The sequence below is a fragment of the Nocardia sp. NPDC055002 genome (assembly GCF_053608825.1).
In genome coordinates this window covers 1-17,866 of the sequence record NZ_JBSGWE010000003.1, presented here as the reverse complement: position 1 = coordinate 17,866, position 17,866 = coordinate 1, and the positions used below count along the sequence as shown (strand labels likewise).

General features: G+C 65.6%; 7 protein-coding genes. 5 read left to right on the top strand and 2 right to left on the bottom strand.

What is annotated here, in order from left to right:
- Positions 1-21: 21 nt before the first annotated feature.
- The 4 genes from ACWF99_RS12565 to ACWF99_RS12550 all read left to right on the top strand — a co-directional run bounded on the left by ACWF99_RS12565 (position 22) and on the right by ACWF99_RS12550 (position 13,619).
- Entirely contained in the window at positions 22-1,398 is a 1,377-nt protein-coding gene (locus ACWF99_RS12565) for a glycosyltransferase (RefSeq protein ID WP_452535989.1), read from the top strand.
- A 175-nt stretch (positions 1,399-1,573) separates the two neighbouring features.
- Positions 1,574-2,596 carry a GDP-mannose 4,6-dehydratase gene (locus ACWF99_RS12560; protein WP_452535988.1) on the top strand — a complete coding sequence of 341 codons (1,023 nt, stop codon included), beginning with the start codon at positions 1,574-1,576 and terminating at the stop codon, positions 2,594-2,596.
- Positions 2,597-2,617: 21 nt separating this feature from the next.
- Positions 2,618-12,730 (top strand): type I polyketide synthase, encoded by a 10,113-nt coding sequence (locus ACWF99_RS12555; protein ID WP_452535987.1) that lies wholly within the window; start codon positions 2,618-2,620, stop codon positions 12,728-12,730.
- Positions 12,731-12,791: 61 nt separating this feature from the next.
- The gene (locus ACWF99_RS12550) at positions 12,792-13,619 is read left to right on the top strand and encodes a class I SAM-dependent methyltransferase (RefSeq protein ID WP_452535986.1); all 828 of its coding nucleotides are present in this window, start codon (positions 12,792-12,794) and stop codon (positions 13,617-13,619) included.
- 72 nt (positions 13,620-13,691) lie between these two features.
- Here ACWF99_RS12550 and ACWF99_RS12545 read toward each other — a convergent pair whose 3' ends face one another.
- Both ACWF99_RS12545 and ACWF99_RS12540 read right to left on the bottom strand, forming a co-directional pair.
- Positions 13,692-14,537 (bottom strand): hypothetical protein, encoded by an 846-nt coding sequence (locus ACWF99_RS12545; protein WP_452535985.1) that lies wholly within the window; start codon positions 14,535-14,537, stop codon positions 13,692-13,694.
- 168 nt (positions 14,538-14,705) lie between these two features.
- Complete coding sequence (locus tag ACWF99_RS12540) at positions 14,706-15,326, bottom strand: VOC family protein (protein WP_452535984.1); 621 nt, start codon at positions 15,324-15,326, stop codon at positions 14,706-14,708.
- A 136-nt stretch (positions 15,327-15,462) separates the two neighbouring features.
- Between ACWF99_RS12540 and ACWF99_RS12535 the strand changes: the two genes are divergently transcribed.
- Positions 15,463-17,866 (top strand): beta-ketoacyl synthase N-terminal-like domain-containing protein (locus tag ACWF99_RS12535; protein ID WP_452535983.1); only part of this gene is annotated, 2,404 nt, incomplete at its 3' end.

Sequence of the window (17,866 nt, the reverse complement as noted above, 5' to 3'; positions counted from 1 at the left end):
CGATCTGAAGGGCAGAGAAATATGAACGACACGACAGCCGGGGGAATCCTCTTCGCGGCCAATCCCGATTCCGGCCTGATCAACCCTTTGCTGACGATGGCCGGCGAGCTGGCCCGGCGGGGCGAGCCCGGCCTGTGGTTCGCCTCGACCGACGACCGGCAGAGTGTTGTCGAGAATCAGGGTGGGCTCGAACCGATTCGCTTCGTCTCGGTCGGTCCGCGCGAGCCCGAACTCGACCCGGTGAATTGGAGTGATGAGACCTATCGGTCGCTGTGCACAGGTTCCATGCTCGACCGTTTCAACGCGTTCTTGGACACCGTGGGTCATCCCGAGGATGCGTGGAAGAAGTATTCGAATTTGATGGAACAGATGGCACGGATTCGGCCTGCGCTGGTGGTGGCCGATTCGTCGAGTCCCTGGGCGATCGATGCCGCTCTCATGCACGGGATCCCCTACATCATGACGGTTCCGATTCCGCTCAGCAGCGTATATTTCGAGCGGTTGCCGCTGAGGTATCCAGTGCCGTTCAGTGGCCTTCCGATCAAGATGTCGTTTTCGCTGTGGATCGCCAACCTATCGTTCTATATCGGTAGTCGTATCGCATTGTTCAAACCCGCCAGACTGAAAAAGGCGGCTCCACTCGCGCGTCGCCGGAGGGCGGCCGGGGTTCCGAACCCCAACGCACTGCCATCAAAATATGCTGATCTGGCCGAGGAAGTGCTGAGCTTCGCTGTTCCTGAGCTGGAGCCACCTTTCCCCGGGATGCCGGACAACGTCACAATGATCGGTGCGATGGTGACCGATGATACGGACGGAAACCCTGCGGACGATGATCTGACCGCATGGCTCGACGCGCACGAATCGATCGTGTACATCGGGTTCGGCACAATTATGCGATTGAGCAGAGAGCAGCTCGGTGTCATTGTCGAGGTCATCGAGGCTCTAGGGTCCGAGCATCGGGTGCTGTGGAAGTTGCCGGCCGATCAACAGGCGTTGCTGCCCGATGCGCTACCGGGCAATCTCCGCATCGAATCCTGGGTTCCCTCGCAACTCGGCGTGCTTGCGCACCCACATGTGAAGGTCTTTTTCAACCACGGTGGCGGTAATGGGGTCAACGAAGGTCTGTACTTCGGCAAGCCGCTTCTGGTATTGCCGTTCTGGGTCGACTGCCACGATTACGCGGCACGCGTTGTCGAAAGTGGTACCGGATTATCCGTACCCAATGTGCCCGCTCTCGACGCGACGAAGATCAGCGGCAAGCTGATCCGGCTGCTGACGGAGCGCAGCTTTGCTGACCGCGCCGCCGAGCTGGCCGAAAGTCATCGGAAGCTGGGCGGGGTGGCGCGGGGCGGTGATCTGATCGCCGCCGCACGCGGGCGGGTATCGAGTCGGACCTGAATCTCGTCCACCGCCGGAATGATCCGAAGATTCCGGCGGTCCGAGCGGTGTTTTCGAACTTATCGGAGAATTCGTCCACCGGCTGAGGTAGGGGGACGGCAGGGGTGTCATGTTAGGGGTGAAAGTCGCTAAGTTTCGGCCTAACTCGTATCGATGGTGGGAGACGAAGAAGGCCATGACCAAACGCGCATTGATCACCGGGATCACCGGCCAGGATGGCTCCTATCTGGCTGAATATCTTCTCGAACAGGGATACGAGGTGTGGGGCGTGCTGCGTGGGCAGGCGGAACCACGCCTGCCGCTTGCACCGCATCTGACTTCCAGTGTGCGGTTCGCGCGTGGTGATCTACTGGATCAGGGAAGCCTGATCTCGACTATGGAGCAGGTAGTGCCCGATGAGGTGTACAACCTCGGTGCCATTTCCTATGTTCCGCTTTCTTGGCAGCAAGCGGAAATCACCGCCGAGGTCACCGGTGTAGGGGTGCTCCGGATTCTGGAGGCCATTCGCATTGTCAGTGGAGTGCGAGCCTCTCAGCCGTCGGCCACTCCCGATATTCGCTTCTACCAAGCCTCCTCCTCCGAAATGTTCGGCAAGGTGCGTGAAACTCCACAGAATGAATTGACATCATTTCATCCGCGGAGTCCCTATGGTGTTGCCAAAGCCTACGGGCATTACATCACCCAGAACTTCCGCGAGTCCTACGGAATGCACGCGTCGTCGGGAATCCTGTTCAACCACGAGTCCCCGCGGCGCGGACCGGAGTTCGTGACTCGCAAAGTGACGTTGGGGGTCGCCCGCATCAAGCTGGGGCTCGAGCGTGAGCTGCGATTGGGCAATCTGGATGCGCAACGCGACTGGGGCTTCGCCGGTGACTACGTTCGCGCCATGCACCTCATGGTGCGGCAGGACATACCAGGGGACTACGTCATCGGCACCGGCAGCATGCACACCGTGCGCGAATTCGTCGAGCTGGCCTTTTCCTGCGCCGGGCTCGATTGGCGTGACCATGTGACTGTTGATCCGGCGTTCGTTCGCCCGGCGGAGGTCGATCTGCTGTGCGCGGATTACGGAAAGGCGCAACGGGAGCTGGGGTGGCAGCCCTCCATGCCCTTCGAGGACCTCGTGGCGTTGATGGTCGAGTCCGACCTGAAGCTTTTGTCGTCTTCTACCGAGACCGGCGCGGTCCGGGCTATCTAGCAATCTCGAAAGGACTGTGCGGTGCACAACGAGGACAAGCTGCGTCAGTATCTCAAGCGCGTGACGGCAGATCTGCAAGCCACTCGCAAGCGGCTACAAGAGGTTGAATCCGGCTCGGCCGAGCCGGTGGCGATCATCGCCATGAGCTGCCGGTTGCCGGGCGGGGCCGACTCGCCGGAGGCGCTGTGGGAGCTGGTCTCCTCGGGTGTGGACGCGATCGGCTCGCCGCCCGCCTACCGCGAATGGGACGCCGACGAAGCCGATCTCATCGTTGGCGGCTTCGTCGAGGACGCGGCCGATTTCGACGCGGCGCTGTTCGGGATTTCGCCGCGAGAAGCGCTGGCGATGGATCCTCAGCAGCGCCTGCTGCTCGAGGCGACCTGGGAGGTATTCGAGCGCGGAGGCATCGACCCGCTGTCCGTGCGCGGCGACCGGACCGGCGTGTTCGTCGGGGGGACCTCACAGGATCACGCGGTGAAGGCCGCCTTCGGCGGCGCGGACACCGAGGGCTATCTGCTGACCGGGAGCGCGGGAAGTGTGCTGTCGGGACGTATTTCCTACACCTTCGGCCTGGAGGGCCCGGCCGTCACCATCGATACTGCGTGCTCGTCGTCGGCGGTAGCCATGCATCTGGCAGCGCGGGCGCTGACCGGCGGCGAATGCTCACTTGCGATCGCCGGCGGTGTCGCGGTGATGTCGACACCCAGTGTGTTCGCCGAGTTTTCGGCGCAGGAGGGGTTGTCCTCCAGCGGCCGCTGCAAGTCGTTCGCGGCGTCGGCTGACGGAACGGCCTGGGGCGAGGGGGTCGGCCTCGTGCTGTTGGAGCGGTTGTCGGATGCGCGGCGGAACGGGCACCCGGTCTTGGCCGTGATACGCGGCAGCGCGGTCAACCAGGACGGAGCGTCGAACGGCTTGACCGCACCGAACGGTCCAGCGCAACAGCGAGTTATTCGTGAGGCACTGGACAACTCGCGCCTGAGCTGCGCCGATGTGGACGTGGTCGAGGCGCATGGCACGGGCACGGTGTTGGGTGATCCGATCGAGGCGCAAGCGCTGTTGGCGACCTACGGTCGGGACAGGGCGGTGGGGCAGCCGTTGTTGCTCGGTTCGATCAAGTCGAACATCGGTCACACGATGGCCGTCGCGGGTGTGGCGGGTGTGATCAAGATGGTGGAGGCGTTGCGGCGGGGTGTGGTGCCTGCGACGTTGCATGTGGATGCGCCGACGCCGCAGGTGGATTGGTCGTCGGGCGGGGTGGAGCTGGTGACGCGGTCGCGGGTGTGGCCGGAAGCGGGGCGGGTGCGCCGGGCTGGAGTGTCTTCCTTCGGCGCCTCGGGCACCAACGTGCATCTCGTCCTCGAGCAGGCGCCGGTCTCGGCGGCGGAACCGGCCGATGACGTGCGTGCGCCCGCTCCGATGGTACCGCTGGTCGTCTCGGCACGGACGACGGCGGCCCTCGCCGCGCAGTCGAGCCGACTGGCCTCGTTTCTGTCCGATGACCGCGGAATCACACTCGCGGACGCGGCCTACTCGCTGGCTACGACCCGGGCCACGCTGCCACACCGAGCAGTGGTGCTCGCTGATGGTTTCCCGGATCCGTCCGCCGACCTGCTCGACCCGACAGCTCAGGACCGGGTGGTACTCGCGACCGGCGCTGCCGCTCGCGTCGGCCGGGTGGCGTTCGTGTTTCCGGGCCAGGGCGCTCAGTGGGTGGGTATGGGGCGTGAGCTGCTCGAGACCAGCGAGGTTTTCGCGGCGCGGATGGGCGAGTGCGCGGTGGTGATGGACCCGATGACGGGGTGGTCGTTGCTGGATGCCGTCGCAGGCGAACATGGTCCGGGATTGGACCGTGTGGATGTGGTGCAGCCGGTTTCGTTTGCCGTGATGGTGTCGTTGGCGGCGGTGTGGGAGTCGTTCGGTGTGGTACCGGATGTGGTTGTGGGGCACTCGCAGGGCGAGATCGCGGCGGCGTGCGTGACGGGCGCGTTGTCGTTGGCTGATGCGGCGCGCGTGGTCGTGTCGCGGAGTGCGGTGATCGCACGGCGGTTGTCGGGCGTCGGGGGGATGGTCTCGGTGGGCCTGCCCGAGGATCGAGTGCGCGAGCTGGTGGCCAGGTTCGGGAACCGGATGTCGGTCGCTGCGATGAACGGTCCCGCGGCGACGGTGGTCTCGGGCGAACCGGCGGCGCTGGAGGAGTTGCTCGCCGAGTGCGCGGCAGCTGGTGTGCGGGCGCGTCGGATCGAGGTGGACTACGCGTCGCATTCGGTGCAGGTCGACGCGGTGGCAGCGGAGCTGGCCGGTGCCTTGGCGGGGGTGGCGCCGACGACGGGCCGGATGCCGATGTATTCCACGGTGCGCGGTGGTTTGCTGAGCGGGTCGGAGCTGGATGCGCGGTATTGGGTGGAGAACCTGCGCCAACCGGTGCGATTCAGTACCTCGGTGCAGGCTCTGCTGGCGGACAATCACCGATTCTTCATCGAGGTGAGCCCACATCCGGTCTTGGTGCCGGCCATCGAGCAGATCATCGACGCTGACGATGCCGCGGCCGTGGCGTTGGAGACCCTGCGCCGCGGTGAGGGCGGCCGTCGGCGGCTTCTGGAATCGCTTGCGCAGGCATGGATTCACGGAGCTGCCGTGAATTGGTCGGCTGCCTTCGACGGATTGCCCGTCGCGCGCACGGAGATGCCCACTTATGCTTTTCAGCGGCAGCGCTATTGGCTGACCGGCACAGAAGTGCCGAGGGCGCCCGGGGATTCAGCCGACGCCATGCCGTGGGCCGCCGTCGACGAGGGCGATACCGCTGGATTGGCCGACCTGTGGGACGTCGAGGCCGAGCTCGTCGAGCGGCTGCTGCCCGGCCTGCTGTCCTGGCGACAGCGGCACCGGGACCGATCGCGCTCGGACGCGTGGCGATTGCGCGAGGACTGGCAGCGGCTCGACATTCCGGCCGGCGCGTTGTCCGGTACCTGGCTGCTGGTCGGTGATCATACGGACGACTCGTGCGCCGTCGCCGCCTCGATGACCGCGCGGGGCGCCACCGTGATCCGGGTAACCACCCACAGCCTCGATCGCGCCCGGATGGCGGACTCGCTCCGTGCTGTGACGACGAATCCTCCTGCAGTGGAGCCTATTTCCGGCATCGTGTCGGTATTGGGGCTGGACCGGCGGATCGATCCCGCGCATCCCGAACTGACGATCGGTCTCGGCGCGTCGATAGTGTTGATCCAGGCGCTCGGCGATGCCGGCATCGAGGCGCGACTGTGGTGTCTGACCCGTGCGGCGGTCCCCGTCGGAACCGTCGGCGACCCCATGGAAAGTCAGCTGTGGGGCGTCGGGCGGGTGGCGGCACTGGAGTATCCCCAGCGCTGGGGTGGTTTGATCGATCTTCCCGGTGCCGTCGACTCCGATGTCGCGGACCGCGTGACCGCCGTACTGGCCGCTGATTTCGACGAAGATCAACTCGCCGTGCGACACGACGGCGTCTTCGGCCGTCGCCTCGCCCTGGATCCGGCGCTCGGCGACGTGGAGCCCGAGAAGGGCTGGCGGCCGGCCGGCACGGTCCTGATCACCGGCGGTACCGGTGCGCTGGGCGGGCGGGTGGCCCGGTGGGTAGCCGCGCACGGAGCTGACCATGTACTACTCCTCGGCCGCAGTGGCGAGCGGGCGCCGGGCGCCCGCGAGTTGGCCGCCGAACTACGCGAATCCGGTGCGCTGGTCACGATCGCGGCGTGCGATGCCGCCGATCGCAACGCGCTCGCCGCGGTGCTGGCCGACATTCCGGAGGAATTTCCGCTCACCGCGGTCGTGCACGCCGCAGGTGCGGCGCGATTCGAGCCGCTGAACGATTGCACAGTGGACAGCTTCGGAGAGTCCAACGCCGGCAAGGTACTCGGCGCACGCAATCTCGACGAACTGACCCGACACCACGGGCTGGCGGCGTTCCTGTTGTTCTCCTCTGCCGCGGCGACCTGGGGCAGTGCGGGCAATGCTGTGTACGCCGCGGGCAACGCCTTCCTCGACGGCCTCGCCCGGCAGCGAAAGGCGCTCGGCCTGGCGGCGACGTCGATCGCGTGGGGTGCCTGGGGCGGCAGCGGAATGGTGCAGCGGGGATCGAAGGAACTGCTTCTGCGCCAAGGACTTCGGGAGATGGACCCGGATGTAGCCGTGCAGGCACTGGTCCATGCCGTCGGCCGCGCCGACACCACCGTGACCATCGCAGATGTGGACTGGGCGCGGTTCGCTGAAATGTTCACCATCGCCCGCCGGAGCCCGCTGATCGGCGGCTTGCCGGGTGTCGGCGCCGGCGACAACGCGGCGCGAGATGCCTCCGGAGATCCGGAACTGCTGCGCCGCCTGGCGACGAAGTCGGATGCCGAGCGAGTGCGCCACCTCGCCGACATGGTGCGAGCCCAGGCTGCCGAGGTGCTCGGACACGCCGGGCCCGAGGCCATCGATCCGGTCGCCGCGTTTTCGGAGCAGGGATTCGATTCGCTGACCGCGATCGATCTCCGCAACCGGCTCAACCGTTCGACCGGACTACGCCTGCCCAGCACATTGGTATTCGATCACCCCACGGTCGCCGCCGTCGGTGCCTTTCTCCGAGACGAGCTGTTCGGTTCCCACAGCGAGGCCGCCACGATGTCGGCGGTGGCGAGCACCGACGAGCAGATCGTCATCGTCGCGGCCAATTGCCGTTATCCCGGTGACGTCGAATCGCCGGACGATCTCTGGTCTCTGCTGATATCCGGCCGGGATCCGATCTCGGCGCCACCTGATGACCGCGGCTGGGAACTCGAACTGTCGTCGGCCATCGGTCGGGGCGATGCGGGCGCTCCACCGAAACACGAGGGTGGATTCGTCCGCGGCGTCACTGAATTCGACGCGAGTCTGTTCGGGATCTCGCCGCGTGAGGCGTTGGCGATGGATCCGCAGCAGCGGGTGCTGCTCGAGGTGTCGTGGGAGCTGTTCGAACGCGCCGGGATAGATCCGCTGTCACTGCGGGGAAGCGCTACCGGTGTCTTCGTGGGTGGTACACCGCAGGACCACGCCATCAAAGCGGTTTTCGGCGGTGCCGACACCGAAGGTTATGTCCTGACCGGAAGTTCGGCCAGCGCCTTGTCCGGACGGATCTCCTATGAGCTGGGCCTCTCGGGGCCGGCGGTGACGGTCGACACCGCGTGCTCGTCCTCCCTGGTTGCCCTGCACCTGGCCGCGCAGTCGGTCCGTAGTGGCGAATGCGCGATGGCGGTCGCAGGCGGAGTCGCGATCATGTCGTCACCGAGCGTCTTCACCAGATTGTCGCGTCAGGGCGGACTGTCGCCGAGCAACCGGTGCCGGGCATTCGCCGCGTCGGCGGACGGTACGGGGTGGGGTGAGGGCGTCGGTTTGGTGTTGCTGGAGCGGTTGTCGGATGCGCGTCGTCTGGGTCATCGGGTGTTGGCGGTGGTGGCTGGTAGCGCCGTCAATCAGGATGGCGCGTCCAATGGATTCTCGGCTCCGAATGGTCCGGCGCAGCAGCGGGTGGTGCGTGCGGCGTTGGTGAGTGCGGGGTTGGGGGCCTCTGAGGTGGATGTGGTGGAGGGGCATGGGACGGGGACGGTGTTGGGTGATCCGATCGAGGCGCAGGCGTTGTTGGCGACTTATGGTCGGGATCGGCCGGTGGGTCGGCCGTTGTTGTTGGGGTCGGTGAAGTCGAATATTGGTCATACGCAGGCTGCTGCGGGTGTGGCGGGTGTGATCAAGATGGTGGAGGCGTTGCGGCGGGGTGTGGTGCCTGCGACGTTGCATGTGGATGTGGCGACGCCGCAGGTGGATTGGTCGTCGGGTGGGGTGGAGTTGGTGACGGCGGCGGTGCCGTGGCCGGTGACCGGTCGTCCGAGGCGGGCGGGGGTGTCGTCCTTCGGAGTCTCGGGCACCAACGCGCATGTCATCCTCGAACAGGCACCGGAGCAACCCGAGCAAGCGCCGGACAACCCGTCGGCTTCCGGCATCGTTTCCTGGGTCCTGTCTTCGCACAACGAGTCAGGACTGCGCGCGCAAGCGGCACGGCTGCACGCCCATATTCGAGCGAATCCGGAACTGTCACCGGCAGCCGTCGCGACCTCGTTGGTCACCACCCGGGCAGCGCTCGAGCACCGGGGGGCCGTAGTCGCCGCCGACCGTGCGGGTCTACTGGACGGGCTCGCGGCACTGGCGGATGGGCGCGGTGCGCCCGGTGTGGTCACCGGTGGTGTCGCCGACGACAGGGCGGTGTTCGTCTTTCCGGGGCAGGGCTCGCAATGGCTCGACATGGGCCGGGAGTTGCTGGCGGCCGACGCTGTGTTCGCGGAGCGGATGCGGGAATGCGCCGAGGCGATGGATCCCCTCACCGGCTGGTCGCTGCTGGATGTCGTTTCGGGAGACGACAGTTCGCTGCTGACTGTGTTCGGAGCCGACGTCGCCGAGCCGCGTCAACGGGTGGATGTCATACATCCGATCAGCTTCGCCGTCTCCGTATCGCTGGCCGCGGTGTGGGAGGCGTGCGGTGTGACTCCGGATGTGCTGGTCGGTCATTCGTCGGGGGAGATCGCCGCGGCCTGTGTCGCGGGCGCGCTCGGACTCGAGGATGCCGCCATGGTGGTTGCCCGGCGCAGCCGGGTGCTGACCGAGCGTCTGGCCGGCCGAGGCGGCATGGTTTCGCTGGCCGTGCCCTGCGCGCGAGCGCGCGAGATCATCGCTCGATTCGATGGCCGATTGTCGATCGCCGCACTCAACGGTCCCGCGACAACGGTGATCTCGGGTGAGCTCGCGGCCCTGGACGAAGTGGTCGCCGAATGTGCGCGAATCGGTGTGCGGGCCCGGCGGATCGATGCGGACGGAGCCGGGCACTCGGCGCAGGTCGACGCGGCGACGCAGCGACGCGTGATCGAGGAATTGACGACGATCAACCCTCGACCGGGTCGGATCCCGATCTACTCGACGGTCCGCGCCGCGCTGATCGATGGCAGCGAGATGGACGCGCACTACTGGGCCGAAAGCGCACAGGCCTCAGTGCTTTTCGCCCCGGTGATGGAAAGCATGCTGGCGCAGGGATACCGGTTGTTCATCGAAGTCAGCTCGCATCCGGTGCTGGTGCCCGCGGTGCAGCAGGCCGCCGACCATGGCGGCGTACCGGTCGTCGCGTTCGGCACCCTGCGCCGTGGTGAGGGCGGCAGGCATCGCACGGTGGAGGCATTGGCGCAGGCGTGGACGCACGGACTCGCAGTGGATTGGTCCGCCGCGCTGCCCGACGCGGCGACCGCCGAGCCGGTGCCGTTGCCGACGTACGCCTTTCAGCGGGAACGTTATTGGCTCGAACTCAGCTCGCCCGACGCGGACACCGGCACGGTCGATCCGATCGACGCGGAACTCTGGGATCTCATCGAAAGCGGCCGGCCGGAAAGACTCGCGGACGTGGTCGGTGCCGACCCCGAGGCCGGGTCGAGCGAATTGCTCGCGGCGCTGGTGCGGTGGCGTCGCGCCGCTCGTCGGAGCAAACTGGCGGATGCCTGTCGCTATGTGGACGAGTGGCGGCTGTTCCAGGCTCCTTCTGCGGGACCGGCCGGCCGATGGCTGGTGGTGCGATACGCCGACGAGAGCGCTGCGGCGGCGACCGATGCGGTGTTGTCAGGTCTGGACCCCGACCACTGCGTGGTGGTGACTGCGGCGCCGGCCGATGATCGGGCCGGTCTGGCGGAGAAGATCCGCGTGGTAGCCGGATCTCGACCCGCGTTCGACGGGGTGTTGTCGCTGCTGGCCTTCACCGAATCCGCCGACCCCGGCTACCCCGATGTCGCGGCCGCTGTTTCCGGGAATCTGATCCTGAATCAGGCGTTGTCCGACCTCGGCGTCGAAGCGAAGTCGTGGTGGCTGACCCGCGGCGCGGTGGGGACGGGAAGCGACGATCCGGCGCCGGTGCCCGCGCACGCACAGTTGTGGGGGCTGGGGCGAGTTGTCGCGCTGGAGCAGCCGTACAGCTGGGGAGGCCTGATCGATCTGCCCGAGACGATCGGGGATGATCTCGGAGCGCTCCTCATGGCGGTTGTGTCCGGTGAGCACGGTGAGGACCAGGTCGCCATCCGCGGCGGAAATGTGTTCGGGCGCCGGTTGATCGCCGACAAGGCCGACGCCGGTTTGTGGAATCCCCGCGGCACCGTCCTGATCACCGGTGGCACCGGGGCGCTCGGTGGACACGTCGCCCGGTGGGCCGCGGCCAACGGCGCCGACCACATCATGCTGATCAGCCGGAGCGGCGATCGTGCCGCCTCGGCCCCCGGGCTGGAGACGGAGCTGCGCGAACTGGGCGCCGAGGTTTCCTTCGTCGCGTGTGACATCGCGGACCGAACCGCGCTGGCCTCGGCCATCGAGGGGATACCCGCCGAATTCCCGTTGCGAGCGGTGGTGCACACCGCGGGGATCGCCTACTACGGGATGCTGCCCGAGACCACGGTCGAGCAGGTGGCGCTGGCGACCGCCGGAAAGGTCCTTGGTGCGCGCAATCTGGACACGCTCACCCGAGAGCTGGATCTGGACGCGTTCGTGTTGTTCTCCTCGGGTGCCTCGTCCTGGGGTAGTGCGGGCAATGCCGTATATGCGCTCGGCAACGCGTATCTGGACGGGTTGGCCTTGCAACGCAGAGCGTCCGGCCGTCCGGGCACATCGGTGGCCTGGGGTGGCTGGGACGGTGGCGGTATGGCCGAGGGCGCGCCCATCGAGATCATGGGGCCGCGGGGCATGCGGTTGATGCCGCCCGACGTCGCCGCCGAGGCCATGGCCGCCGCGATCGCCAGTGCCGATACCGTCGTCACCGTCGCCGATGTGGACTGGGCCTGGTGGGCGGAGACCTTCACCATCGCCCGGCCGAGTCCACTGATCTCGGAGATTCCGGCGATCAAGGCGGCGTCTACGACCCCGGCAACAGAGGGACCCGATCGGACCGCCTGGCGTGCGCAGATGGCAGAGCTACCCGCCGAGCAGCAGCGTGCGAACTTGATCGAGATGATCTCCACCGAGGTCGCCGGTGTGCTCAAAATCGCCGGCGGTGGTGGGGTCGAGCCGGACCGCCCTTTCATCGAGCTCGGATTCGATTCGCTCACTGCGATCGAACTGCGCGACAGGCTCAAGAGCCTGACGGGCCTGGCTCTGCCCTCCGCGGTGGCGATGGACTACCCCACCGGGCGGTTGCTGGCCGAGCATGTGGGAGAGCTGATGGCCGAGGAGGAACAGCCACGATCGGCGGCATCGCCGGGCTCGCTCAGCATCGCTTCGCTCTATCGCGCCGCCTGCACCGCGGGCCGTTTCGTGGAAGCGAACGAAATGGCCATGGCTGCGGCGAGATTGCGACCGACCTTCGGCGCGGCGACGGAGATGAACATGACACGGCCGCCGGTGAAACTCGCTTCGGGCTCTGATCCCGTTGTCCTCATCGGCATCCCCGCGACCAGTCCGCTCTCAGGAGAATACGAATTCTCGCGAATGGCAAGGCATTTCGAGGGTAAGCGTGACCTCTGGGTGTTGCCGCTACCTGGTTTTCACGATGGCGAGAATCTTCCGGAAACCTGGGAAGTGTTTGTGGAGATGCTGGCAGATCAGATCGTCCAGATCGCCGATGGCCGACGTTTCGTGCTGATGGGCCGTTCCTCTGGGGGATCCATCGCCCATGCTGTCGAACTCCGTCTGGAGAAGATCGCGAGCCCGGCTGAGGCGGTGGTACTGCTCGATTCGTTCGAGATCGGGACCGACGAGACCATACGGGTCCAACCGGGTGCGCTCCGTGCGCTGGAGGGGCACGAAGCGCGGGTGGGCCAAATGGATGACATCAGGCTCACCGCGATGGCCGGTTATTACCGGCTGCTGGCCAACTGGGAGCGCCGGGAATTGGCTTGTCCCACATTGTTCGTCGCGGCCGCCGAGCCGGATTCCGACACCGGGGTATCGGCGATCTGGACGCTGCCCCATGACGAGATAACGGTGGCGGGCGACCATTTCAGCATGGCCGAGGAATACGCACTGGAGACCGCTGCATCGGTCGAGCGGTGGATATGCGAGACCGTCGGTGACAAGCGCGTGGCGTCGGACGCCGAACTTGCCCGCGGCGCGGAGCCGGGGACTCGATGAAAAACATTCCTTGTCGGGGGATACAGCTGTCGGCCACCGAGGTCGGGGCAAGAGAGGGAAAATGATGCGTGCTCAACTCACCGCTGCGGAGATCGCTCGGATGCCGCGTGGCGGACCGGATGCGTCATGGTTGAATCGCCGATTCCAAACGCAGAGACCAGAATTGACTGACCGCTACGATATTTCCGACGCACTGAAGCAGAAAGTGATCGGGACCCTCGACCGGTTCGGTGATCGATTCGGGCTTCATACGCTCAACGCGCAGATGGTATTGGATCAGGTCGCGGGCATCGACAAGCCGAGAATCTTGGAGCTCGGTGCAGGCCATGGCGGGGTGACGGCCGAAATTCTGAGCCTGCATTCCTCGGCCGAAGTGACCGTCAGCGATATCGATCCGGCATCGGTGGACAATATCGCAGCAGGTCCTCTGGGGGCGCACCCGCGTTGCACGGTAAAGCTGATCGATGCCACCGAGATCGATTTCCCGGAAGACAGCTTCGACCTTGTCGTATTTGCCGTCTCCATGCACCACCTGCCACCGGAGGACGCCTGCCGGGTAATCGCCGACGCGACACGTGTGGGTAAGAAGTTCCTGGTCATAGACTTGGAGCGCCCGTCGACTCTGGGGTTGTTGCTCGCTCCTGTGATGCTGATACCCACCGCGATCGCGGTACTGATGGTTTCACCGATGTCAGCGGTGCTGCCATTTCTCCACGATTCCCTCATCGGCACGCTCCGTGCGTACAGTCGCGCAGCCTTCGAAGCACTGGGCGATGCCACTGCGCCAGATATGGTTGTCGAGTTCGCGCCGGGTGGCCCGCGCTCCTTGCCATGGATTCCCATCGTGTTCTCCAGGGGGACCACGGCCGGTGGGGAATCGGCGGATTAGGAGCTGTCCCACTTCCGGTTGTGGCCGATAGCATCGGCCACAACCGGAAGTGGGACGAATTTCGCTCCGGCGTCACCCGTGAGCAGCATCCATTCGCAAACTGCGCTGAAGTTCTTTGAGCTTCGCCGAGAACGACGCGATGTGCTTGTCGAGGGCAGGGGAGCTGCCGGCCTTCGTCAGCTGGCCGCGGGCGCTCTGCAACTGTTGCGCCGACATCCGATCCTTGCCCATCATCTCGAAGATGTAGTCCCGTCCTCCGTAATACGGGAGGTCGCTCAGCATGAACGCCAACTTCTGACCGCCGCGCTTCTCGAATTGCTCACGGTGGCAGACGACGTCGGGAGCCACGGACCGGATGGAGATCGCGGTCCGCCGGCACTTCTGGTTCTGCGTCCGGTGAATGATGTCTCCGCGCAGGAGCAGCAGGTCACCGGGGGAGAGCAGGGGCGTGTGCGCCAGCACCTCCAGATCCGCCTGGAACTGAACCGAACTTCCCGAGTCGTCATCGAGGCGGGTTCGCCCCGTGTAGCGGGCTGCACCGGAGCCGACCGCCAAGGTATGGAGTTCCTGGTCGGCCGCCGCCAGCTCGGAGAACGGAATAATGGTGACGTTCGACTCGGTGGGGTCCGCTTTGTCGAGAACCATGTACAGGTTCGTGTATCGCAGATGTTCTCGAAAGTCGTAGTAGGAGCCGTGCTCCTGGTGGAACGGGAAGTTCACCGAGTGCTCGGGATCGTCCGGATCCACCGAGAAGAACGCACTCTGCGTCAGGAGCATGTCGCATCCGAACAGCTCCCGCTGAACATCCTTCAATTTTCCCCGGACGGCGGGGTCGATGCGTGACGGATCGTCGAGCACGGAGGCGAGTCGCTTACCGAAATATCCGGCCCCCGTCCCGTGTCCGATCTGCGCGGCCACTTCGAGCAGGGTGCGGATCTCGCGGCCGTCGAGAAATCCCTCGATGTGTACGAATCCGTCGCTGTCGAACTTCTTCTGTATTGTCATTTCAATACTCCTGAATCCGATGTAGCCATAAATATCACAGGCGCCATTCCCTGGATCTGGAATGGCGCCTGTGTGGTTTCTTCAGTTTTCGGTTGTCCAGCGACTCTTGGCTCGCGGTTTGTCGGCCAGTGCATCGGGAAGTGGTGTCTTTCCGATCTGGTCGAGCGGGACCGGGTTCGGGCTCGGCAGCGAGTCGTCGCTCATGTTCATGGAGTACAGCCCGATCAGGACGCCGCGATTGTCGTGAATATGCGCGACATCACACGTACCGTCCTCGTTGGTGGTCGGCGGAACGGTGACCTTGCCGCCCGCCTCCTCGACGAGCCGGCAGGTTTCCGCGAGATCGTCGACCTCCAGGATTACCGCGAAATACTCTTCGGGGATTTCGCGCCCCTCGGGGGTGAGATGCGTATCCCACGTCGTGCCGAAGGGAGTGACACTACCGGCCGGGGTATTCGCGAAACCGGCGGGATTGCCGGGCCCCTCCGAGCCGTTGGTGAATGTCCACCCGAAGGCCTTCTCGTAGAATCCTTGAGTCGCTGCCACATCTCTACTGCCGATCTCGAATGAGATCAATCGCCCGAAATGTTTAGACATACATATTCTCTTTCCGACTGGATGGATCGTCTGATGGGATCGTGAACGGTTGTCAAGAATGGTCGCAACCATGCCACTTGCGGTCAGTATTCGCGGCGCGGCCATGGCTGTCAACCGCTGACTTGCGGCCGAATAACGGGCGACATGTTAGGGGTATTGCAGGGGTGCTCTATTAGGGGCAATTGCGGCTACGTTTTCGGTGCCAACCTTTGTGCAATTTTGGTCGGGAGTAATGAGCGCGATGACGATGAACCCTGCGGATACCGCGACTTCTCGAGTGTTCGTCTTGTCTGCCGACGACCCGGACAGCCTGCGCGAACGTGCCGTCGTGCTGCGCGAGTTCATGTCGGCGCACCCCGAACACGAGCCACTCGACATCGCCTATTCGCTGGCAGGCACAGATCCGCGGGGCGAACATCGCGCGACCGTGATCGCGGCGGACAACGCGGATCTGATGACCCTGCTCGGGCAGCTGGCATCGGGTGAACCGCATGCGGACATCTGCGTGGGCCAGGCGAAGACGGGCGGCGGTGTCGTCCTCGTCTATCCCGGGTTCGGAATCGAGTGGCCGGGGATGGCGCGGCAGCTGCTCGACTCGTCGGCCACCTTCCGGGCAGAGATAGCTGCCTTCGAGCGGGCGCTGTCGCCCTTCACGGATTGGTCGTTGACCGATGTGCTGCTGGAGCGTCCCGGCGCCCCGTCCCTCGACCGTCTGGATGTGGCGCAACCGGTGTCGTGCGCAGTCTCGATCGCGCTCACCGCGCTCTGGCGCGAGGCCGGTGTGGAGCCCGACGCCGTGCTGGGATACAGCCTCGGCGAGATCCCCGCGGCGCATGTCTCGGGCGCGTTGTCCCTGTCGGATATCGCGCGGACGGTGGCTCATTTCAGCGTGGAACAGGCAAGTCTGGATGGACAGGGTGCGATGATGATCGCCGCGCTCTCCGCCGAACGCTTGACGGGCCGGCTCGCCGAGATAACCGATCGGGCGCGGGTGGTAGGGCACAACGGTCCGAATTCCTCGGTGGTGGCGGGCGATCCGGACGCGGTGTCGGCCGTGCTGGCCGACCTCGCTCGCGGTGGTATCCGAGCACAACGGGTGCCGGTGGGTGCTGCGGTGCACACCGCGCAGTTCGACGGCTCCGAAGTATCGCTGCGCACGGCATTGGCGCCGATTCGCCCACGCGTCGCGCGGATCCCGTTCTGCTCCACCGTCACCGCCGATCTGCTCGATTCCGAGCAGTTGACGGGAAGCCATTGGGGCCGCAACCTCCGCGAGACCGTTCAGTTCGAGGCCGCGATGCGCCGAATGCTCGATTACGGGTATCGGCATTTTCTCGAGATCGCCCCGCGTCCCGCGCTGACCATGTCGATGCACGACATCTTCGAGAACGCCGGCGTTCAGGCCGTGGCGCTGGGCACGCTGCGTCGCGACGACACCAGTGCGCGGCGGTTTCAGGCGGCCGTGGCCGCGGCTTATGTCGAAGGAGTGCCGGTCGACTGGACACACCATTTCGCCGGGACCGGAGCCCGGCGGATCTCACTGCCGAAGCCGACCGAGCGTCCACCGGCCGCGAAGACCGTCCACGTACCGTCGGTGCCTGTCGCGCGCGGCGACGGTCGTCGGCTGCGCGAGGTCATGGGCCTGATCCAGGCGCAGATGACGGCAGTGCTGGGTCGCACGGAGTCCGGCGATCCCGACAGGACGTTCAGCGAGATCGGCTTCGACTCCCTCACCGCGGTGCAACTCCGTAATGGGCTCAACACAGCCACCGGGTTGACGCTGGCCACGACGGTGATCTTCGACTACGCGACACCGGCGGAGCTGGCCCGCCACATCGTCGCGGCCGAGACCGGCGCGGCCGGCGAGCCCGAGGCACAGCCGGAAGCGGACGTGTCGGACGAGCCGATCGCGATCGTGGGCATGAGCTGCCGATACCCAGGCGGCGTCGGGACACCCGAAGAGTTGTGGCGGTTGGTCGAACGGGGCGACGACGTCATCTCGACCTATCCCGAGGACCGCGGGTGGGACGCCGAGCATGTGCGTTCGTCACGAACCGACCGTGGTGGGTTCCTCTACGACGCGGCGGATTTCGATGCTGAGTTGTTCGGGATCTCGCCGCGTGAGGCGTTGGCGATGGATCCGCAGCAGCGGTTGTTGCTGGAGGTGTCGTGGGAGTTGTTCGAGCGGGCGGGTATCGCGCCTGATTCGTTGCGGGGCAGTCGAACCGGTGTCTACATCGGTATGTCCGGCCGGGACTACGCGGGCGATCTGCTCGACCAGCCGGACCAAGCCGGTGGCTATCTGCTCGCCGGCAATCTGATGAGCGTCGCCTCCGGCCGGATCGCCTACACCTACGGGTTCGAAGGGCCGGCCGTCACGGTGGACACTGCCTGTTCTGCCTCGCTGGTGGCCATGCACCTCGGTGCCCGGGCACTGCGCAGCGGGGAATGCTCCCTCGCCGTCGTCGGGGGCGTCACGATCATGTCGACCCCGGCGTTGATGCTCGAGTTCTCTCGTCAGGGTGGTTTGTCGGGTGATGGTCGGTGTAAGTCGTTTGCGGGGGCGGCGGATGGGACGGGGTGGGGTGAGGGGGTTGGTTTGGTGTTGTTGGAGCGGTTGTCGGATGCGCGTCGTTTGGGTCATC

What these genes read in the sequence shown, in the direction of transcription:
- ACWF99_RS12550 (WP_452535986.1), top strand. Translation starts at nt 12,792, where the DNA reads ATGATGCGTGCTCAACTCACCGCTGCGGAGATCGCTCGGATGCCGCGT.
- ACWF99_RS12565 (WP_452535989.1), top strand. Translation starts at nt 22, where the DNA reads ATGAACGACACGACAGCCGGGGGAATCCTCTTCGCGGCCAATCCCGAT.
- ACWF99_RS12540 (WP_452535984.1), bottom strand. Translation starts at nt 15,326, where the DNA reads ATGGCCGCGCCGCGAATACTGACCGCAAGTGGCATGGTTGCGACCATT.
- ACWF99_RS12560 (WP_452535988.1), top strand. Translation starts at nt 1,574, where the DNA reads ATGACCAAACGCGCATTGATCACCGGGATCACCGGCCAGGATGGCTCC.